Below are 19,657 nucleotides of genomic sequence, written 5' to 3' on the forward strand. Positions count from 1 at the left end.
GACCCGTCTACCCGATCGCGGAAAGGTGAGCGGCGGCCGCGTCGCCGTCCCGATCGGGGCAGTCCGCATGCCAGGTCGGCCGCGCGGGATCGCTCAGGATCGGTGATATGCCGGTGGTAGGCGGTACCCGCGGTCGGACAGCACTGTGCGGAGCACGTCCGGGCGATTCGTGATGAGACCGTCCACCCCGAGGTCGAGCAGAGCGGTCATGGTGGAGCGGTCATCGACCGTCCATGGCACCACCCGCATGCCGCGGTGATGTGCGGCGCGGACGAGTTCGGGCGTGGTGAACGGCCGGTAGTCGGGGTCGGTGACGGTGCCGTCCTGCGGAGTGCCGTGCACCGGCGAGATCGCGGCCGCGCCGATGGCCGCCGCGGCCGCGACGTACTTCTCCTGCAACGATCCCGGAAAGTCGTCGATATCCATGCCGCCCAGCCACGGTGAGCCACCGGGCTCTCCGGGTTGCAACTTCGGCCGGCCGTCGGTCAACGCGACGGTCGGCAGCTCGGGGGCCACCTCCCGCAGGCGCGTCAAGGCGCCGAAGTCGAAACTCTGGACAGTGACCTGCCGCCCGATGCCCGCCCGGCGGATCTCCGCCACGACGACGTCCACGAACTGCTCGCGCGGCGCGGTCTGTTCCGGGGCGGCGGCCTCGACCTTGGTCTCGATGTTCAGCATCACCTGATCGGCGCCATACGCGCGCACCAGATCGAATACCTCGGCCAGCAACGGCATTCGCGCTCCCGGCGCCCTGCGCTGCTCCGGGTGATCCGCGGACGGCACCGAACCGCAATCGATCGTCCGCACCTGAGCCAGCGTCAGGTCCCGGATGTAGGTAGTCCCCGGCACATACGGGAACTTCGGGTCGCCCGCGACGGCCGGCGCCGTGTCCACGCACTTCGCCGGACTCGGATCGCGATCGTGGGTGACCACCGCGTATCCGTCCGCGGTGATCTGCACGTCCAGCTCCAGCGTGCTCACCCCGAGTTCCAACGCGTTCGCGAACGCGGGCAGCGTATTCTCCGCCACCAGCCCCGCCCCACCCCGATGGGCTTGCAGATCGAACGCGGCCGGACCATCGGCCGCCACCGGTCCCGCCGCCGTCAGCGCACCGCCCGCCACAAGCCCCGCTACCACACCGGCTGCGCACATCCGCCGCATCACTTCATCGTGCCGCTCTGCGACCGCTCCGGGGTGAAGAAGCGATGAACGGACAGGCAACCGTCGAGGCGAACTCGGCCTCGACGAGACCGGGCTTGCGCACGTTGCCACCCCAGAGTGGATGGGGCAGCGCGGTCGGGATCGGCATCATGCGGACGTATTGACAAGGAGGAGGCATCTTCTCTAATCTCTTCTTCAACGAAGAAACTGCTCTAAAGATGAAACATCTTATAAGCAGTAAATGCTGTGGGAAGGGATTTCACCATGACGTCGGCTATCGCAGGGACCGAACCGACTGCCTCGCGCAGTCCGCGACGACGCACCGTGGTCCGAGCCGTGGGGGTCGCCGTGCTGACGCTCGGCGTCGTCGGCGGAGGCGGGTACCTGTGGCTGGACCGGACCTCGGATGTCCGCAGTGCCGGCGTCATGGAGTGCACGCAGGTCGTTGCTGACGGTGGCAGCGCCGACGACCTGCGGGCCGTGTGCGGGACCATCGCCGCCATGACGGCGGCCTGGGCCCGCAACGACGCCGACGCGTTCGGCGCGACCTTCACCGAAAATGCCACCTACACCACCTTTCTGGGTACCCACTACGTGGGCCGCCGCGATCTGGCCGAGGCGCACCGTGCCCTGTTCTCGGGATTCCTGAAGGGCACCGAACTCGCCGACTCCTTTCTCGGAGTGCGCTTCTACGATGCCGACGTGGCGATCGTCACCAGCCGAGGTGACCGCTACGAAGGCGATCGCCCGGCGGAGTTGTCCAAGACGCAGACTTACACGTTGGTGCGCGAAGCCGACAGCCAGTGGCGGATCGCCAGTTTCCACAACACCAAGCGGCAGCCGGTCATGGAGCGCATCTCGTTCCTGTTCGACCCGGCGACGAAGCCGGAGGCCGAACGGTGAGAGCGTTGGTGACCGGCGCCAGCGCCGGGATCGGACGCGCATTCGCGAAATCGCTGGCAGCACAGGGCTATTCGGTGACCGTCGTGGCGCGCGGGATCGAAGCGCTGGAGATGTTGCTCGCCGAACTCGGTGACGGACACGACTATCTCGCCGCCGACCTCGGCACCGAAGAGGGACTGCGGGCGGTCGCGGAACGGCTTCGCGGCGGCGGTTACACGCTGCTGGTCAACAATGCCGGGACCGCCGCGCATGGCGATTTCACCGAGGTTGCGCTCGAAGCGTCGATCGCCACGTTGGAGGTGAACTGCCGGGCGGTGGTCGTGCTGGCCCACGCCTTCCTCGGTGCGGCCGCTCCCGGCGGCGTCCTGGTGAACGTGTCCTCGACGCTCGGGCACATACCGAAGCCGGGCCTCGCCGTCTACAGCGCTACCAAGGCGTTCGTCACGGCCTTGTCCGAAACGCTGTGGCACGAACAGCGAGCACGCGGCGTACGGGTGCTGGCTCTGTGCCCCGGCGTCACCGCCACCGCCTCGCAAACCGCCACCGACGTACCGCCCTGGCTGGTCCAGACACCCGAGCAGGTGGTGGACCGTGCGCGAAAAGCTCTGTCCGGCGGGTCCGGTTCCGTCGTAGTCACCAGCCCGTTCAATCGGGCACTCATCGCCGTATTGCGGCTGTTCCCCCGCCGGGCCGCACTGGCCCTGCTGGCCGACTGAAGGAGATCGAAATGACCACCAGCACCGACACCGCCGCCATCCGCGCCCTCATCGAGCGCAGCAGGCAAGCGTGGGATCGCGGCGACGGCGCCGCCTACGGCGCCTGCTTCACCGACGACGCCACGGACATCACCTATGTCGGCACCGTCTACCACGGCGGTGCGGAGATCGGCCGGGCCCACCAAGCGCTGTTCGACAGCTTCCTGAAGGGCATGCGTCTGACCGTGGACATCGTCGAAATCCGTTGCTACGGACCGGATGCCGCCGTAGTCGTGACCCGCGGCGAATCCTCGAAGCGGCGGCCGGGCAAGCTCGGCAAACTCGCGACCTACACCGTCGTCCGCGACACCGACGGACAGTGGCGCATCGCGGCCGTGCAGAAGACCCAGCGCAAGCCGCTGATGGAGGCCGTGTCCTTCTTGACCCAGCCCGCCACCCGGCCCGCGGCGCACTGATGGCCGCCATCGCGGTCCTGGGCGCCACCGGCCGAACGGGGCGGATGGTGGTCGACCGGGCGCTGGCACGAGGACATCGCGTCACCGCGATCGTCCGCCCGGCCACTACCGCGGCGCCCGCGCTCGGGTCGACCGTGGTGACGGCCGACCCGTGTGCCGCGGGAGCGTTGACCGGCTTGCTCGACGGGTACGACGCGGTGATCTCCGCGCTCGGCGCGACCGGGCGCGGCCCCGCCACCGTCTACTCCGCCGCCACCGCCGAGATCATCGCCGCCATGCGTCCGGGCGGGCGGCTGCTGGTGATCTCCTCCGCGGCGCTGGACGTCCCGGCGGACGCGGGGCCGGGCGCCAGAGTCCTCGCCGCCGTCCTGCGGAGGGTCATGCGGCACACTTACTCGGATATGGCGCGCATGGAACACCTGCTCGCGCAGAGTGATCTGCGCTGGACCTCCGTCCGCCCCACGGGATTGACCGATGCGCAGGCCGACGGCAGTCCGCGCGTCTCGGTGGGGGCGAAAGGTAAGGTCGGTCCCCGCACTTCGCGTGCCGACCTCGCCGACTATCTCCTCGACGCCATCGACGACCCGCACACCTACCGGTCCGTTGTCGCTGTCTCGTCCTGATCGCGACCAACGCGGCGAGCTGTTGGTCGAGGCTTTCCGGGCACGGCTGACCGAGCGTGAGGAGTAGGCGCCGTTCCTCGACATCGGCAGGCTAGCTATATGGACCAGGAGACATCACGGCGAGGCGCCGACCTGCTGGCGGCCGACATCGAGTCGGCTCTCGGTTTCGAGGTGCACATCGATGAAACGATCCCCGAGCGGCTTCGCCGCCTGGCGGATCCACCGGGATGGCGGATCGAATTCACCGTCCCGGCTTTGAGCGTCGTAATTGGCACCACCCCCGTCGAGCGCACTCCCGACGGTGTGGCGTGCAGACTGGCCCGGGAAGTCCACGACGACATCCTGTCCCGCAGTGGAAAGATCTGGCCCGCCGACCCCGAGTGTGGGGACCAACCGTTGCTCCCCACTCTCGACGGATGGCGCGGCGCAGGCGGCTTGGTACCGTACGGGCAGGTCGACGCGGCGAAGGATCCTGATCCGAGCCTCGACGGTGTGGTCCGATGGTGGCTGCCCGACACCTACGACGGACTCATCGCCAGCCACTCCGGCGACGTATGGTTCTCCCTCTGGCAATACCAGGGCGACGAACAACTCATCACACCGGGCATGCCGGTGACATGGGTCATCGGCGAAGGCCGACACGGAAAATACAGCAAGGCAAGCGAAGTCCGACCAGCTCAGCCGTAGCCCAGACGGTTCAGTATTCGGCCCCGGAACCCCGAAGCCTGTCAGGCAGTGTAGGTACCGACGTGGTCGGTCGGTGTGCCGCCGATGGCGCGGATGGCGTCGTCGACGGTACGCATCGTCAGCCGCCGGTGGCGGGGCCTGACCGTGCGGGTCTTGCCTTCCGTTGGCCGACATCGGCTCGCGCATGCCGGAAACGATGGGTGACACTGCCACCAGATGGGGGCGATCTGTCACGAAATGCCTGGTGACGGGGCCGCCAAGGAACGTGTATCGTCGCCTATCAGCGGCACAGCGGCAGTTTGCGCAGGCCTGAACAGCAGTTTCGATGGTCCATGAGATCGGAGTTTCGAGTTCGCTCAGGCCATGGATGCGTGTCGCTCATTCGGTTCGGGCATAGGCAATTTACGTGAATGTGCGAGAACGAGTGGGAAACGAGTTCGCCACCCCCGCTGATCGACCGGCGCACGGTGGTAGGGAGAGTGGAGCGATGGCGGGAGGCGAGCTGCGTCACGGGGTCGAATTGTCCAATCTCGATCAGCCGTTGTTCGACGAGGCCGAGGCGAGCAAAAGGGATCTGGTGGACTATCTGGAGTTCGCCGGGGAACGGTTACTGGGAGTGTTGCGCGGACGGCCGCTGTCGGTGGTAAGGGTGCGGCCGGGGCAGGAGCCGTTCATGCAGAAAAACCTCCCGAAGTACACGCCGGAGTGGGTGGCGCGGACGAAGGTCTGGGCAGAGAGTTCGCGGCGGGAGATCACCTACGCGCTTTGTGACGACCTGCGAACCCTGATCTGGTTCGGTAATCAGCGGGCGGTCGAATACCACCCGACCCTGTTCCTCGCGGAATCCGCACCGGAACCCACACATCTTGTGCTCGATCTCGATCCCGCACCGGGACAGACTTTCGCCGACGCCGTGGCAGGCGCCCGGCTGATCCGGGAAGCGCTGACTGCGGACGGGCTGTCCGGAGCAGTGAAGACGAGCGGTTCCAGAGGATTGCACGTGTTCGTGCCGGTGGTCCCAGGGACCGATGTCGAGGACGCGGCCGCGGCGACGCGGGCCGTGGCGGCGCGAGCCGAGCGGATCGATCCGTCGGTCGGCACGACAGCGTTCATCCGGGAAGACCGCCACGGCAAGGTCTTTCTCGACGCCACCCGTGCGGGTGGCGCCACCGTGGCCGCCGCCTACAGTCCGCGTATCCGTCCGGGTGTCACCGTGTCGTTCCCGCTGCGCTGGTCGGACCTCGACGAGGTGACGCCGTCCGATTTCACTGTGCGGACCGTGCCGGACCTGCTCGGCGACAACGATCCGTGGCAGGCGGAGATGCCTGCCCCGCAGCGTCTTCCTCCGGATCTGATCGAGGAGGGACACACGATTCCAGTGGCCCGGGTTCAGGCGATGCACGAGGGCAAACGGCGCGCCCGGGCACGCCGCGCGGCGGACGCGCCCCCGACCAGCTGATCCCGTCCGTGTCGGCACCGAACACGCGCGAGTACGCCAGGAAGTCGCCGGTCAGCATGGACTTCACCGCTTCGAGATCGTGGTCGAGGGTTTCCGGCGTGTAGGACAACAGCGCGACCGTGCCGCGGGAGGCGGCATCGAGCGCCGCCGCGGCGTCGCCGTCGGTTCGGTTGTCCGCCCGGTATCGGAGGAACAACAGCATCCGGCCGAGGTGATCGAGGTACCGGGCGTGTCGAGTGTGCAGCGGTTCGAGATCGCGTCCGCCGCCCTGCCCGGCGGCAACGCCGAAGCGCCCGCGCACCTGAGCCACGATCCGGACACGGTCGTGCAAGCAAACAAGGCGAGTATCTGCGGGCCTTCCGCGACTACTTGTTCGGACATCGCCCGCAGCCGATCTACCCTCCCGGTCCCGGTCGGCTTCCACTCGATGCGGGACAACACGATCCGAGGAACGAGCAAGAGCCCTCAGGGCCAAGAACATCCCGTAACGCCGGATAGTGCGCAGATCATGGGAACTGCGCAGCGAAATCCGCGAGTTCCTGCGAACCCGCCGCGCGCGGCTGACCCGCAGCAGGCGGGCTGCCCGCCTACGGCGGCAACCGCCACGTGGCCGGGTTGCGCCGCGAAGAGGTCGCCCTGCTCGCCGGGTCTCGGTCGACTACTACGTGCGCATGGAACGCGGCAGCCTCGCAGGCGCCTCCGAATCCGTCCACGACGCCCTGGCCACCGCGCTGCAAGCCCCGCTGAACGCAACGCGAGGGTCAGATGGTGACGACGATTTTGCCGACCTGATGTCCCTGTTCCAGGTGGTGGTGTGCGGCGACGATGTCGTCGAGGGTGAACACGCTGTCGATCGTGGGGTGCAGGGCACCGGTGCGGATGCCCGCGGTCAGGAATGCCGCGATGCGGCGCACCGCCACAGGGTCGAGGGTGTGCTCGAAGCTCATGTACCGGTGCATCGTGATCGGGCTGGCCGGGAACGGCGCGGGCCGGGGATCGAGCCAGCCCACCGTGACCAGGATGCCGCTGAACGGCTTTGCCGCGTCGGCCAGTTGGGCCAGGCTGGGACCCATGACGGAGTCCAAGACGATGTCGGCGCCGGCCCCGGCGGTGTGCCGGTGCGTGGCCTCGACGACATCGTCGTGGTCGGTGACGATGACAGCGGCGGCGCCGGTGGCCAGCAAGATGTCCCGCTTCGCGGCGTGCCGGGTGACGGCTAGGGGAACGGCGCCGATCTGGTTGGCGATCTGGATGGCGGCGAGGCCGACAGAGCTGGAGGCGGCGGTGATCAGGACATGGTGACCGGGTCGCATCGCGGCCTTCTCGACGAGGGCGCCGTAGGCGGTGGAGTAGGCCACCCATAGCGCTGCGGCGCTCGTGGCGTCCAGTCCGGCGGGTCGAGCGATGACCCGATCGGCGGGCAGGACGATGTGTTCGGCGTAGGTGCCGTTGATGTCCATGTCGGGCACGGCGGTGACGACGACCGCATCGCCGATCGCCCATCCCTCGACCCCGGCGCCGAGGGCATCGATCGTTCCGGTTGCTTCGACTCCGAGACGGGCGTGTGGCATTCGGATCGGCCGCGGGGACATGCCCGCACGCGCCATCTGGTCCAGTCGGTTGATGCCGATGGCTTCGACCTTGATTCGCACCTCGTCGATGCCCGGGTCGCCGACCGGTTCGTCGATGATGCGCAGGACTTCGGGGGCGCCGGTCTCGTCGAAGACGACGACTCGTGACATGGAAGACTCCTGACTCAAATTTCTTGTACAGTCGTTCTAGGAACAATTTCTAGTACAGTCGTTTTAGGAATGTCAATCCGCGAACGAGGGAGCGCAACGATGGCAGGGCGGCCGGTCGACCATCGACACCGGGAAGAGCTGCTCGAGGCGGTGGTCGACTACACGATCGAGCATGGGCTCTCCGAACTGTCGTGGCGGCCGGTCGCGGCAGGCCTCGGGGTCTCACCGACCACCCTGGTGCACCACTTCGGCACCAAAGAACAAATGCTTCAAGCCATCCTCGAGCGGTTGCGGCGGCGCATGTTCGCTGCCACCGGTGATGCGGCGGGCGCGCATCCCGACCTGGCGACGGCGGCCCGGGCGGTCTGGACCCGCAGCTCCGACCCGCGGCGGTGGGCGGAGTTCAAGCTGTTCTTCGCCGTCTACGGGCGCGCTCTGCAAGCTCCGCGCCAATTCGCCGACTTCCTCGACCATGTCGTCACCGACTGGAAGATCGCACTGTGCGAAGCCCAGGCGTCCGACACCGACCCCGAGACCGCGGCTCGCACAGCCACATTGGTGATCGCCACGATCCGCGGCCTGCTGCTCGACCTGCTCGCCACCGGCGACCGCGACCGGGTCCAGGACGCCGCCGAGAGCTTTCTGGCAACCCTCGAGCGCTGGCCGCAACCATCGCGGTGACCCGCGGGCGACACCTCCGGAAATCTCGCTCGGCTGGACGGGGCGGCCGGTGAAGCCGTAGGCGCAGAAGTTCCACACCTCGGGGTCGAGTGGCGACGGTCATCTCGCCCGCTCGATGAGCCTTACCGGCTGCGGATTTCAGGCGGCGACGCTTGGCGAGTCGCCCAGTCGTTTCCGCACGGTGGCCGTGATCCGGTGTCGTCCGGAGCCGGACGTCGAAGCCGCGTAGGCGCTGACGAGTACCAGTGCGCAGCCGGACAACTGGAGCATCGTGGGCTGCTCGCCGAGGACGACCGCCGCCAAGGCGAGCGCACCGACCGGGGTCAGCATGAGCATGGCCGCGCTCACCGTGCTGCTCAGGTGAGCGGTGGCCAGGGCGATCAACAGCCAGCCGCCGATCTGTCCGCACACCGCCGTCAGGGTCAGCCAGCCCAGAGCCGCCCAGCCCGGCGTGAACGTGGCCCCCGGCCACAGCGCTCCGACGACGGCCGCGGACAGGAGCACCACCCGGTAGGACTGGACCACCTGCCCGTTGTGCCCGCCGCGGCGCAGGAGGAACAGGAACGCCGAGTAGCACAACGCGGCGAGGACGGCGTGGACCGTGCCCGATACGGAGTCGCTGCCGGAGGCTCGGGTCTCGAAGACGCCGCCGGTGAGCAGGATGCCCGCCACCAGGAACGGCGAGACGACGAGGAACGCGCCCCGGATCGGCTCGCGGTCGATGAGCAGCGCCAGCAGCGGGACGATGACGACCTGCGCGTTCACCAGCACCGCGGTCAATCCGGCGCCGACCTCGTAGATCGCTCGCGTCCACAGCAGCGCGTCCGCGGCGAACAGCGCACCGGCCGTGACGGCGACCGCGGCCTGTCGCCAGGACAGCGCACCTTCCCGGCCCCGTTCACCACCGGCCAGCGGCCACAGCAACGGCAACGCGAGGGCACAACGGAAGAACGTGGCGGTGGCCGGTGCGGCGCCGGACAGATCGATGAAGACCCCCGAGGTCGCGACGCCGAGCGCGCCCACGGCCATCGCCGACCGGGGCCGTGCCCGAACTCCGCGCCACACCGCTCCCAGAAATCGCTGCCGCTGCGAACCATTGAGCATCCGCCGACGCTACAACCGAAGGTTCGGCGAGGGCATCCGATTATCCGCGCGATGGCGAGGTGCGCAGGCGATTGGACCGGAGCACTGCTTCGAACACGCGTGGCGTCGTGCTGAGATTCGGTGTGAATCCTTTTCCCGCGGTCGGTCCTCTCATAGTCGTGCCGGCAACCGGGTCGGCACGGTAACGAGGAGGTCGTTGTGATCATTGCCGCTATCGCTGTCGCCGCCGTGCTGGTCGGCTGGTGTAGCGTGACGCTGCTTCGCCGCCGGAGCCGCTCCCGTGACTGACCGGATCTGGCCCGACGAACAATTGGTCGTGGCGGCGCGCGAGGGCGACGCCGCGGCGATCACCACACTGGTATCGGGCTCCTATCCGCATGTCCGCCGGTTCGCCCACACACTGTGCGCCTCCGCCGAAGACGCGGAGGACGCCGCACAAGAGGCGCTGATCATCCTCTACCGCAAGATCGGGACCTTGCGGGCCTCCGGCGCGTTGGCGTCGTGGATGTTCCGCATCGTCCGCAACGAGTGCCTGCGGCAGTGGCGAACGAAGACCAGGCAGCCCGAGCCGATTCCGGACGCCGCCGTGGCGTCGGCCGAGGAGGAGGCGGTGCGGCGGCTCGAAGCAGGCCGGGTGGCGGCCGTGATCGCGGCGCTGCCCGCCGACCAGCGGCGGGTTCTGATCATGCGCGATGTGCAGGGATACAGCGGCCGTACGGTCGCGGGCATGCTCGGGCTCAGCGTCGCGGCGATGAAGTCACGGCTGCACCGCGCCCGCGCGACGGTCCAGCACGAGCTGCGGAACACACCGTGGCCGGACTCCGGAGAGGAGCGAACGAAATGACCGACGAGCGAAGCTTCGCCAGCGCCTCGGTGCCCCGGCACCTGGCCCGCGGTGTCGCGGGCTTCGGCGCGCTGATCGGCGCGATCGCATTGCTGCCGGTATTCGGGGCGTTCAGCTTGCTGCTCGCGCCGGTGGGTCTGCTCGCGCTGCGCGGGTGCCCGACCTGCTGGGCGATCGGATTGGTGCAGACGATCTCCCGGGGCCGGTTGCGGCGTTCGTGCGTCGACGGTCAGTGTCGATTGACCCTTGCCGGGCACTGTCGGACAGAACACACGACAGTCGATCAAGTGCCCGACTCGGCGGTATCGCTCTTCGCCGATCACCGTGTCGCGGTTCGGTCACCGCGGGACTTGTCACGCCGGGACTGACGGGGCCGTCGTCCATCGAGGCCGAGCGCGTGATCGCGGGGTGCGCTCGGCTCGGTGCGGTCCGGGTCGCTGTGCGCCGCTGAGCTGCCGAATTCTCTCCGGACAGGTTTCAGCACCGATTCGCCTGTCCATCAGCACGTTCCGGACACGATTCACTGGCGCGCGACTTCGCGCCGGATGGGGAACGAAAGCGCGGGCCCATTCCGCCCGCGTCACATCCCGTTATCCGCGTCTGCCGTGGCGTCGCCGAACGCCGCGACCGCGCAGGCGACGGTGCAGCTGGCGTGATCCGAGAGCTGCTCGAGGGTGATCACGCTGCCGGTGATCGCTATCGGTGGGGTGACCGGCAGTACGCGGACTCGGAGGGAATCGGTTTCGGCGATCTGGTCCGCCGGAAGCAAGGCCCAGCTGTGCGGGTCGGAACCGATCTCGACTACGGCGTCCTGGGTGGTTCCGATAGGCCGGCCGAACTTCGGACGCACTCCGGCTTCTCGGAACGCGGCGTCGATCGCGTCGTGCAGCGGCGGATCGGACTGCCGGGACGGGACGCGCAGTGCGTCCCCGGCCAGGTCGGTGATGGCGGCTACGCCGTGCGCCGCGGCGGGATGATTTCTGGACACCACCGCGCGCAGCGGTTCCGACCAGGTCGGTGAGACGGTGAGCCCCGGCGCGGAGACCACACCGCGGGCCAGCGCCAAGTCGAGTTCGCCGCGCCGCAGCGCGTTCAGCCGCTCGACGACCGGCAGATCGACGAGGACGACTTCGAACGCCGGGGTGTGTTCGCGTAGCGCATCGATGCCGCGCTCGAGGCGGGCGGTCAGTCCTGCTGTCGTGCCGATGCGTACTGTCGCGGCGGGCCGACCGGCGACAGCACGAACTCGGTCGGCGGCGGCGAGCGCGTCCCGCGCCGCGGCGAGCACGCGACGCCCCGCCTCGGTGAGCTGGACGCGGCGTGGCGATCTGTCGAACAGCCGGACCCCCAGTTCTCGTTCCAGTCGTGCGATCTGCTGGCTGACCGCCGGTTGCACGATGCGCAGCCGCTCGGCGGCCCGGCCGAAATGGAGCTCCTCGGCGACGGCGACGAAGTATCGCAGAGCACGTAATTCCACTGTGCCTCCCGTCGGTACCTGCGGCGATCACATCATGTTATTGCTGCGCAGCGGAATCGGGTCTGGCTGCCTCCAACCGCCCTGTGCTGGAGTCGAAGTCATGAGCATCGAACTGGGTACGCTCGGAGCCCACCTGCGCCACAGCGAGGTGACCCTGCGGCAAGCGGCCGAAATCGAGAGATCCGGGTACGGCGCGCTGTGGCTGACCATCTCGCCACCCGCCGATCTGACCGTGGCCGAGCGGATACTCGACGCCACAGAGCATCTCGTGGTCGGCACCGCCGTGGTGAACATCTGGACCACCGACGCGAGGACGGTCGCCGCCTCCTACCACCGGATCGCGGCCGAACACCCCGATCGGTTGATCCTCGGGATCGGCGCCGGACACCGCGAAACGGATCCGGAATACGCGTCGCCCTACGACGCGATGGTGGCTTACCTCGCCGAGCTGGCCGACGCCGGTGTGCCCTCGGACCGGGTGGTGCTGGCGGCATTGGGGCCGAGGATGCTGCGCCTGGTGCGCGACCGCGCCGCCGGGACGATCCCGGTTCTGGTGACGCCCGAATATATTCGGCGAGCGCGGGAGATCCTCGGCGCTCGCCCGCTGGTGTTGCCCGGCCAAATGGTGGTGTTGGACAGCGATGTCGAACGAGGCCGCGCGACCGGCAGAGCCCACGCCGCGGCCCCTGCCTTGCACGTCGCCAACTACACCGCCAATCTGCGCCGCATCGGCTTCACCGACGCCGACCTCACCGAGCCGGGCAGCGATCGCCTGATCGACGCTCTCGTGCTGCACGGCGACCCGGCCACCGTGGCCGCGGGCATCCAGGTCTCCCTCGAAGCGGGCGCGAACCACATCGGCCTCACCGCCCTCGGCGACGACCCGATCGGCACGCTCCGTACGATCGCCGACGCGGTATTCAGCGCCGTGCCACGGAACTGACACCGGCTACCCGTTCGTTCACGAACCGCCTGGCCTCATCGAATTCGCCCGATGAAGGCCGTCGGAGAGCTGTTCGCCATGTCGGCGGACGCGGTGCGGTTCTTGTTCCGGAGACCGTTCCAGACCAGAGAGTTCCTCGAGCAGTCGTGGTTCATCGTGCGGGTTCGATCGGCGCGGAAACGCCACCGGCACCGTTGTGCTGGTTCGGCTTCGAACCCGGTCGCTCGACACCACTCGTCACTGGAACCTCACCCGGGCGTGTGGCAGGCGAAAGTGGCGGCGTCCCGCGTCGGCGATCTCAACGAGTGGGATCGGTGATGCGGCGCAGAGCTTCGGCGAGGTCGCTTCCGGTCGGCGCGCTCTCGGGGTCGATGAGGTATTGCGCCGCGACGCCGGTGAGCAGGGCTTGGTAAAGGGTGCCGAGACTGCGCGCCGCGGCGGTGTCGGTTTCGGCGATGCCGTCGAAGAGGCGGGCCAAGCCGGAACGGGCCTCGTCGAGGTTCTCGGCGAGCCGGTCGCGGGCCTCGGGGTGGGCCAGCGCGTCGAAGGTGGCCGACCACACCCCGCGATGGGCGGCGAGCGTCGCCAGCACCGCGTCCCAGCGGTCGGCGAAGCGCTGCCACGGGTCGGTCTCGTCGGGCAACCGGGTGAGCGCGTGTTCGAGATCGGTGCCCCATTCGCGGGTCGCCTCGGCCAGCGCTTCGGTGAGCAGGGCCTCTTTGGTGCCGAAGTGGTAGCCGATGGCCGCCATGCTCACCCCGGCGGCGGTGGCGATGTCGCGCACCGTGGTACGTGCGTAGCCCTTGTCGAACAGGCAGCGGCGTGCGCCTGCCAGCAGATCCTCACGGTTTCCCATACGGATCATGGTAGCGCAATCGCCTTAGACATTTGTCTTGCGCAGATGCGCAAAATAGTTGTACGGTTCATGGCATGCGGCAGATGAGCAATCGAAACGTCCTGATCTCCGGCGCCAGCATCGCCGGTCCCGCCCTGGCCTTCTGGCTGAAGCGCTACGGGTTCACCCCGACGATCGTGGAGAAATCGCCGACCCTGCGCGAGGGTGGGCAGGCCATCGACGTGCTGGGCACCGCCACCGAGGTGGTGCGGCGCATGGGCCTGCTCGACCGGGTGCACGAGATGAGTACGGGCAAGCGCGGCACCTCCTACGTCGACGCCACCGGCAGAACGCGGGCCAGCATCAGCAGCGAGACGTTCAACGGTGTCGGTGCCAACGGGGACACCGAGATCCAGCGTGGCGATCTCGCGCGAGTGTTGTATGAGGCCACCAGCGAGGACGTCGAATACCTCTTCGGCGACTCCATCACCGCTCTGGTGCAGGACGATGAGGGCGTGCGGGTGAGCTTCGAGCACGCCCAACCGCGCACCTTCGACCTGGTCATCGGCGCCGACGGCGTTCATTCCCACACGCGCACATCGGTTTTCGGGCCGGAGTCGCAGTTCGCGCGGCATATGGGCTACTACATCTGCATCTACACGATCCCGAACTTCCTCGACCTCGATCACTGGGAGCTGGACTACAACACTCCCGGCAAGATCGCCGGAGCCTACAGCGCCCGGGAGAACACGCGGGCCAAAGCGATTTTCGCGTGGGCATCCGATCCGATCGACTACGACTACCGCGACATCGAGCAACAGAAGAAGATCGTCGCCGACACCTTCGCCGGCCTCGGCTGGCAGGTGCCGCAACTGCTCGCCCACCTCGATCCCGCGCCGGATTTCTATTTCGACGCGATGGCGCAGATTCGCATGGACAGCTGGCACAAGGGCCGCATCGCCCTCGTCGGTGACGCAGGCTACTGCGCGTCACCGCTGTCCGGGCAGGGGGCGGACCTCTCCCTGGTCGGCGCCTACACCCTCGCGGGCGAGTTGGCCGCCGCCGCAGGCGATCACAGCATCGCGTTCGCTCGCTACGAACAACGGATGCGGCCCATGGTCGACGCCTGCCAGAAGTTCGCCGAGGGCGTGGGCGGGTGGTACGCACCCGCGAGCAAGGCGATGATTCGCTTCCGCGATCTCAACGTGCGCCTGCTGCCGTACCTGCCGTGGCGGGGCCTGATCGGCGGCGCCCCGCAGAAAGTCGCCCGCACCATCTCGGCCGGAGATTACGCGGACCTCGAGCGAGCCTCAGGGCGTTAATTGGGGTGACTCCTACCGTGACATGGTCGATACTCGACCGTTCATGGGTCGATGTCCGGAGGTGGGGAAGTGAAGTTGGCGGAGGCGTTGGCGTTGCGCGCGGATTCGGCGCGCCGAATCGAACAGTTGCGTGCTCGGATCGTGAGTAACGCTCGCTTTCAGGAGGGGGAGGAGCCCGCTGAGGACGCGGCGGATCTGCTGGTGGAGGCGGGACAGGTGCTCGGTGAATACGAGACGCTGATCCGGCGCATCAATCGGACCAACGCCGCCGCGCGGATCGGAGACGACGGCACCTTGACCGACGCGCTGGCCCGCCGGGATGCGTTGCGGCTGCGGCACTCTCTCGTCACGGCTGCGGCGGACGCCGCGGCGGGCAAGGGGCAGCCCGGGTACGCGCGCCAGTTGCGATCCGAGTTGAAGATGTTCTCGGCGTTGCCGGTTGCGGAACTGCGCGGGCAGGCCGATGACCTCGCCAAGGAACTGCGGGAACTCGACGTGCGCATCCAGCGCTCCAACTGGGAGGTGGACCTGCTGGATTGACGCGAGAGGTGGAGCGGGTAGCCGTCACGGAGGCGTGCACGAACCCGACGGGCCGACGGGATATTCGGCCCACTTTCTCGGCGCACGAGGGGCAGTGCGAGGGGTTCGATTCCCCGTCTCACACCGCAGCCCAGCACCGCGCACACGAGACAGTGCACAGCACACAGCACACCACCATGTGCAGATCCGTGACGACGAGGGCGGGTAAGGGGCACTCCACCTCTCGCGTCGACCCAGAGTCCGCCGCACGGCAGGGGTGGCAGGCCGGGGCGTACGTCGTCGTCGACGGTGATGACGAATCCGCTGTGGGCGCCCAGTTCCGCGACGTCCGCGATCTGCGCCGTGCCGCGTGATACTCCACGGCGAAAGCGCCCGCGTCGATGTGGATGTGCCAGAGGTCGCGGGCCGGTGCGATCGGATTTCCGGCGCCCACCGTGTGGGCGGGCCGGGACATCAGGGTGCCGGTCGCCCGGAGCGCCTACGCAGCAGCAGGGCGAAGAACAGCACGAGGACGCTGGCGAAGGCCAGACCGCCCCGGCCGGGTGGCGCTGCTCGCACCGGCGGCCTGGAGCAGGTCGATCGGCTCGGCCGGTTTGCGCGCTGGGGTCTCGGTGGCCGGTGTCGCGGCGACACCGGCCACCGGCACCGCTGACAACGTGCCCGGCTCGGCCCGGCCTGCGCCGAACCCGATCTACGTGGTCCCCGAGTTCGCCAAGGTCACCCTGTTTGTGCGCCGGTCACCCTCTAGGGCTTGGGTGACGCCGGCTCGATCCACCCGTATCAATGGCTCGATGCGCGGCAGCAGGCCCGCTGGACCTTGATTAGGGAAACGAACTTCCATTGCTCGCATGGTCGACCGAACTCGGCGCGGCCCAGGCAGGCGGTGTCTGCTGCGGATGCGTACGCGAGAGGGCGTGGATTCGCGCCGTTGCACTCGCCGGTTACTCTCTTTTTCGACCACTTGCCCCGGGCTATGCTCGAATCGTCGCTCGCGCCATCTCGGCCATCGGCGGCAGTGCAGTCGAACCGCCATTGTGAACAATCACTATCGCTTGCCGACCGCGCTTGCCGAATATCACGTTACTCGGAGTAAACCGTTCTCTACGTTCTTGCGCTGGCTACGCTGGTGCAATAGCTCAGTTAACGGGGGTGGAAGGAAGCTCCACCATGGCTCTCACCTTCGCCGGACGGCAAGGACTCACTGTATCCGGACGGCCCATGTCGCTGCCGCTGAAAGACGTGCGCGCCTTGTCGCGGCAGATGGTCGGGCATTTTGTCGAAACCGTCGCACCCTGCGGTACCTTGCCTGGTGACGCGATCCATGGCGACATCACCATCATCACCCGTGTGTGCTTGGAGCTGGCAGTCAGCATGCTGGACGGCAGCAACATTTCGGAGAAGACCGGGCAACTCGAGGAGGCGGCGGCGCAATGGGCTCGCGAAGGTGTGCCCATCGGTACCATTCACCACGCTATCCATGAGGGTTTCAAGATCGGCTTCGACCTGGTGGTGTCCACAGCCTTGGCCGAGCAGCGTGCCTCCGGCTCAGCTGACACCGATCCGATGCTCACCGTCAGTACGGCCGACTATCGAAGCATCCTCGACGGCGCCAAACTCGTCGTCGAAATGCTCGACACCATGACCACGGCGGTCTCGGCGGCCTATGTGCGTGAACTGCGCGCGGTCGTGTCGGAGCACCACACCGCGGTGCACACGCTGACCTCGGCGCTGCTCGGGGGCCATCCCACTTCCACCATGGCCCGAGAGTGTGGCATCGACATCTCCGAGCGCTATCGCGTAATAGCCCTCGCCATTCCGTCTCACCCGGACGAGTCCAATCCGGTGCTGGACGCGAAAGTCGTTGCCCGCCGCAAACTCCGGCGTGTGCAGGCGGAATTGGCCACCCGCTGCGACGATACCGTGCTTTCGCTGCTTTCGGTCGACGGTGGCACCCTGCTCATCCCCGCCGATCACATCACCAAGGGGGCCCTGAAGGAACTGATCGGGCATCTGTCGCGGGCGGCTCGCGTGCACATCACCGCCACCGAGGTGACCGCCTCTACCGACACCGTGCCCGCCGCCGCGGATCAAGCCCACGAACTGCTCGACATGGTCACCCGGCTCGGGTCGGTGCCTGGCCTGTACCACTTCGACGAGCTGGCTCTGGAATACCAGCTCACCCGCCCCGGCCCTGCCCGCGAACAGCTCGGGTCGCTGCTCGATCCCCTGGATGAATATCCGGAACTGCTGGAGACTCTGCAAATCCATATAGCGCACAACCTGAACCGCCGGCGCACTGCGCGGCTACTGCACGTACACACCAACACCGTGGATTACCGGCTCAAGCGGATCGGTCAGCTCACGGGTTTCGATCCGGCCGAGGCGAGTGGGCTTTGGCGCCTGCGTTCTGCGTTGGTCGCCCGCACATACCGCACGTGATCGGCGTGCGGTCGAGTGGGTGCGGAATCACTCCAGTCGATCAGCGTGCGCCGTTACCGGTCGCAGCGCGGTAGCGCTGACGCCGGGCGAGCGTCAGTAGATGCGATATAGGGCATGTTTGCATTCTCCATTCATGCCCGGACCCGACCCGACCGATTATTCGTGAAACCAAAATCAGGAGGCCGACATCGATAACGGTTGAAATGCATTGGGCCAGAGTCGAAGAGTTGGAAACCGAACATGAATGATATGCGAAGAACCGAGGTCGAAGGATTTCACGTGACATGGCGGCTGTTCCAGGATCACTTGATCTCCATCGTCGCCGTCCACGAGGCATCCGGCGTCACGCCGATCGTATCCTTCGGTCCCGAGAACTTTCCGGATCTCGCACAAGCGCGAGAACTTCTTCCGGAAATGACCAAGTTGTGGGACGCGGTACGCCATGACTTCTGGACGAAACTCATTCCGCCGCAACCGCGGTGCCGGCAGCGGCGATGGAAATGATCGAAACCAGATCAGTCCCGGCGTCAGCGAATCCGACTGCCCAACCCTGGGACAGCGGCGTCGCCCGCTCGGCATTCCCGCCGCCGCGGTCCGCGACCTGCCGGAAGCGCTGGATGCCAGCCCCGAAATCGTGGCGACGGCGGGGAATTCCGTTTGGTCGGCAGCCCGATCCGGATCGCCGGCTACGAGCCCCGCTACGCGCCACCGCCGCGATTGGGCGAGCGTGGCAGCCGAGGCCGTGACCGGCGGCCCTGTGCGGGCGGCCGCGACCACGAAGCCGGACGAGGCACTAGGCCTCGGGGCAAGGCGTGAGCCACCACCATCCGCCTGCCAGCTCCGTCGTTGGGCAGATAGGATCGCCGAACCCGTCGTACGGCCCGGCTCCGGGTGTTCCGGTGAAGTGCCCGTAACCGACTGCGCCGTCCGGGATTCCGACGTAGTCGGGCACGAAACGTACCGGCTGTCCACCGCTGGTGCCGATGACCGCCACCTTGCAGTTCGCCGAAACGAAGCACAGGTGACGCGGTAGCGCGACACCGTAGTAGTCGCCTGCGCCAGGCTCCGGCACTTCCACTGTGGCCGCCGCAGCGAACGCTGGGCGCTCGAGCTGAAACCGGGTCCACGCGGCGGCCTCGGGTTCGAGGATGAGGAAGACAGGTCCGCAGAGACCGATCACCGCGAGTACCGCCGTGACCGCCAAGGGCCATCGCCGCGCGTCGCGTCGCGCCCGCCACAGCGCGAGAGTGAACAGTGCGATCGAGATCAGGAACGCCAGCGCGGACAACGGCAAGGCGAGGAGCCACAGCTGAGTCAGTATCCAGCCGCGATGCAACGTATAGCCGAGTGTGACCACGGTCAGGAGAGCGGCCGCAAGAGGTGGCGTGGCCGAACGAAGCGTCTTCACGAACACAACGGCAAACCTACGTCGGCTGTGTGGAGAACTCGTGCGTGCGGTGTGCGGATGGTGTGTGCCGGGCGTGCTCGATGCGGTCACGACCGGTGGACGTCAGGGCGGTGCCGGCCACCCTGGATTACGCGACGACCACGGAGGATCTCTCCTTCCAGACCGCGGACTTCCACGCGGTGATCAGCAAACTCACCGCGGGCCGGGGCTGACGCCGCGTCGCCGGTCGCGGGCGGCGACGCCGGGACAGTAGCCGTGCAATAGCCCGTCGGACGCGCGAAGATTGCGCGGAACCAAGTGCATCGCAGGATATCTCGC

22 protein-coding genes and 3 pseudogenes are annotated in these 19,657 nt (G+C 67.6%); 19 read left to right on the forward strand and 6 right to left on the reverse strand.

Annotated features, from left to right (window positions below; translation table 11 throughout):
* Positions 1–93: 93 nt before the first annotated feature.
* Positions 94–1,161: a glycerophosphodiester phosphodiesterase family protein gene (locus ACIA5H_RS08335; protein ID WP_397074821.1), complete on the reverse strand. Its 1,068-nt coding sequence runs from the start codon at positions 1,159–1,161 to the stop codon at positions 94–96.
* A gap of 264 nt (positions 1,162–1,425) precedes the next feature.
* Here ACIA5H_RS08335 and ACIA5H_RS08340 point away from each other — a divergent pair, with 264 nt between their 5' ends.
* The 7 genes and pseudogenes from ACIA5H_RS08340 to ACIA5H_RS08370 form a co-directional block, all read left to right on the forward strand.
* Positions 1,426–2,064 carry an SgcJ/EcaC family oxidoreductase gene (locus tag ACIA5H_RS08340; protein WP_397074823.1) on the forward strand — a complete coding sequence of 213 codons (639 nt, stop codon included), beginning with the start codon at positions 1,426–1,428 and terminating at the stop codon, positions 2,062–2,064.
* Positions 2,061–2,780 carry an SDR family NAD(P)-dependent oxidoreductase gene (locus ACIA5H_RS08345; RefSeq protein WP_397074826.1) on the forward strand — a complete coding sequence of 240 codons (720 nt, stop codon included), beginning with the start codon at positions 2,061–2,063 and terminating at the stop codon, positions 2,778–2,780. Before ACIA5H_RS08340 ends, ACIA5H_RS08345 begins: the two co-directional genes overlap by 4 nt.
* A gap of 11 nt (positions 2,781–2,791) precedes the next feature.
* On the forward strand, positions 2,792–3,235 hold the full coding sequence (locus tag ACIA5H_RS08350) for an SgcJ/EcaC family oxidoreductase (RefSeq protein ID WP_397074828.1): 444 nt from the start codon (positions 2,792–2,794) through the stop codon (positions 3,233–3,235).
* The gene (locus ACIA5H_RS08355) at positions 3,235–3,858 is read left to right on the forward strand and encodes an NAD(P)-dependent oxidoreductase (protein WP_379253848.1); all 624 of its coding nucleotides are present in this window, start codon (positions 3,235–3,237) and stop codon (positions 3,856–3,858) included. The genes ACIA5H_RS08350 and ACIA5H_RS08355 overlap by 1 nt, the downstream gene beginning before the upstream one ends.
* 99 nt (positions 3,859–3,957) lie before the next feature.
* A complete protein-coding gene (locus tag ACIA5H_RS08360) occupies positions 3,958–4,545 on the forward strand; it encodes a hypothetical protein (RefSeq protein ID WP_379253847.1) in 588 nt (195 codons plus the stop codon).
* A gap of 487 nt (positions 4,546–5,032) precedes the next feature.
* Entirely contained in the window at positions 5,033–6,004 is a 972-nt protein-coding gene (locus ACIA5H_RS08365) for a DNA polymerase domain-containing protein (RefSeq protein WP_397074831.1), read from the forward strand.
* 497 nt (positions 6,005–6,501) lie between these two features.
* Positions 6,502–6,741: pseudogene (locus tag ACIA5H_RS08370) on the forward strand (transcriptional regulator); the annotation flags it as partial.
* Between the two features lie 24 nt (positions 6,742–6,765).
* Here ACIA5H_RS08370 and ACIA5H_RS08375 read toward each other — a convergent pair.
* Positions 6,766–7,746: a zinc-dependent alcohol dehydrogenase family protein gene (locus tag ACIA5H_RS08375; RefSeq protein ID WP_397074833.1), complete on the reverse strand. Its 981-nt coding sequence runs from the start codon at positions 7,744–7,746 to the stop codon at positions 6,766–6,768.
* 99 nt (positions 7,747–7,845) lie between these two features.
* Between ACIA5H_RS08375 and ACIA5H_RS08380 the strand changes: the two genes are divergently transcribed.
* Entirely contained in the window at positions 7,846–8,427 is a 582-nt protein-coding gene (locus tag ACIA5H_RS08380) for a TetR/AcrR family transcriptional regulator (protein ID WP_397074835.1), read from the forward strand.
* A gap of 138 nt (positions 8,428–8,565) precedes the next feature.
* Here ACIA5H_RS08380 and ACIA5H_RS08385 read toward each other — a convergent pair whose 3' ends face one another.
* A complete protein-coding gene (locus ACIA5H_RS08385) occupies positions 8,566–9,531 on the reverse strand; it encodes a DMT family transporter (protein ID WP_397074837.1) in 966 nt (321 codons plus the stop codon).
* Between the two features lie 280 nt (positions 9,532–9,811).
* On the opposite strand from ACIA5H_RS08385, the gene ACIA5H_RS08390 reads away from it, so the two are divergent.
* Positions 9,812–10,375, forward strand: a complete 564-nt coding sequence (locus ACIA5H_RS08390; protein ID WP_356965622.1) for an RNA polymerase sigma factor — start codon at positions 9,812–9,814, stop codon at positions 10,373–10,375.
* On the forward strand, positions 10,372–10,743 hold the full coding sequence (locus tag ACIA5H_RS08395; RefSeq protein ID WP_379253839.1) for a hypothetical protein: 372 nt from the start codon (positions 10,372–10,374) through the stop codon (positions 10,741–10,743). Before ACIA5H_RS08390 ends, ACIA5H_RS08395 begins: the two co-directional genes overlap by 4 nt.
* Before the next feature lie 212 nt (positions 10,744–10,955).
* Here ACIA5H_RS08395 and ACIA5H_RS08400 read toward each other — a convergent pair whose 3' ends face one another.
* Positions 10,956–11,852, reverse strand: coding sequence for a LysR family transcriptional regulator (locus tag ACIA5H_RS08400; protein WP_397074840.1), 897 nt, complete (start codon positions 11,850–11,852; stop codon positions 10,956–10,958).
* Positions 11,853–11,952: 100 nt separating this feature from the next.
* Here ACIA5H_RS08400 and ACIA5H_RS08405 point away from each other — a divergent pair, with 100 nt between their 5' ends.
* The gene (locus ACIA5H_RS08405; protein ID WP_397074842.1) at positions 11,953–12,795 is read left to right on the forward strand and encodes a TIGR03620 family F420-dependent LLM class oxidoreductase; all 843 of its coding nucleotides are present in this window, start codon (positions 11,953–11,955) and stop codon (positions 12,793–12,795) included.
* Positions 12,796–12,846: 51 nt separating this feature from the next.
* A pseudogene (locus ACIA5H_RS08410) lies at positions 12,847–12,969 on the forward strand (ABC transporter permease); the annotation flags it as partial.
* A gap of 124 nt (positions 12,970–13,093) precedes the next feature.
* Here ACIA5H_RS08410 and ACIA5H_RS08415 read toward each other — a convergent pair.
* Complete coding sequence (locus ACIA5H_RS08415; RefSeq protein ID WP_397074844.1) at positions 13,094–13,651, reverse strand: TetR/AcrR family transcriptional regulator; 558 nt, start codon at positions 13,649–13,651, stop codon at positions 13,094–13,096.
* An 83-nt stretch (positions 13,652–13,734) separates the two neighbouring features.
* Between ACIA5H_RS08415 and ACIA5H_RS08420 the strand changes: the two genes are divergently transcribed.
* The 6 genes and pseudogenes from ACIA5H_RS08420 to ACIA5H_RS08445 form a co-directional block, all read left to right on the forward strand.
* Positions 13,735–14,952, forward strand: a complete 1,218-nt coding sequence (locus tag ACIA5H_RS08420) for an FAD-dependent monooxygenase (protein ID WP_397074846.1) — start codon at positions 13,735–13,737, stop codon at positions 14,950–14,952.
* A gap of 69 nt (positions 14,953–15,021) precedes the next feature.
* A complete protein-coding gene (locus ACIA5H_RS08425; protein ID WP_397074848.1) occupies positions 15,022–15,492 on the forward strand; it encodes a DIP1984 family protein in 471 nt (156 codons plus the stop codon).
* A 188-nt stretch (positions 15,493–15,680) separates the two neighbouring features.
* Positions 15,681–15,845: a hypothetical protein gene (locus tag ACIA5H_RS08430; protein ID WP_379253834.1), complete on the forward strand. Its 165-nt coding sequence runs from the start codon at positions 15,681–15,683 to the stop codon at positions 15,843–15,845.
* Positions 15,846–16,710: 865 nt separating this feature from the next.
* Positions 16,711–17,931 (forward strand): PucR family transcriptional regulator, encoded by a 1,221-nt coding sequence (locus ACIA5H_RS08435; RefSeq protein ID WP_379253884.1) that lies wholly within the window; start codon positions 16,711–16,713, stop codon positions 17,929–17,931.
* Positions 17,932–18,210: 279 nt separating this feature from the next.
* A complete protein-coding gene (locus ACIA5H_RS08440; protein WP_355075138.1) occupies positions 18,211–18,435 on the forward strand; it encodes a hypothetical protein in 225 nt (74 codons plus the stop codon).
* A gap of 52 nt (positions 18,436–18,487) precedes the next feature.
* Positions 18,488–18,747: pseudogene (locus ACIA5H_RS08445) on the forward strand (hypothetical protein); the annotation flags it as partial.
* Here ACIA5H_RS08445 and ACIA5H_RS08450 read toward each other — a convergent pair.
* A complete protein-coding gene (locus ACIA5H_RS08450) occupies positions 18,725–19,345 on the reverse strand; it encodes a hypothetical protein (protein ID WP_397074851.1) in 621 nt (206 codons plus the stop codon). The pseudogene ACIA5H_RS08445 and the gene ACIA5H_RS08450 sit on opposite strands and share 23 nt — an antisense overlap.
* A gap of 74 nt (positions 19,346–19,419) precedes the next feature.
* On the opposite strand from ACIA5H_RS08450, the gene ACIA5H_RS08455 reads away from it, so the two are divergent.
* Positions 19,420–19,551, forward strand: coding sequence for a hypothetical protein (locus tag ACIA5H_RS08455; protein WP_397074853.1), 132 nt, complete (start codon positions 19,420–19,422; stop codon positions 19,549–19,551).
* Positions 19,552–19,657 lie beyond the last annotated feature (106 nt).

This window comes from Nocardia sp. NPDC051900 (assembly GCF_044452545.1).
GTDB lineage: Bacteria > Actinomycetota > Actinomycetes > Mycobacteriales > Mycobacteriaceae > Nocardia > Nocardia sichangensis.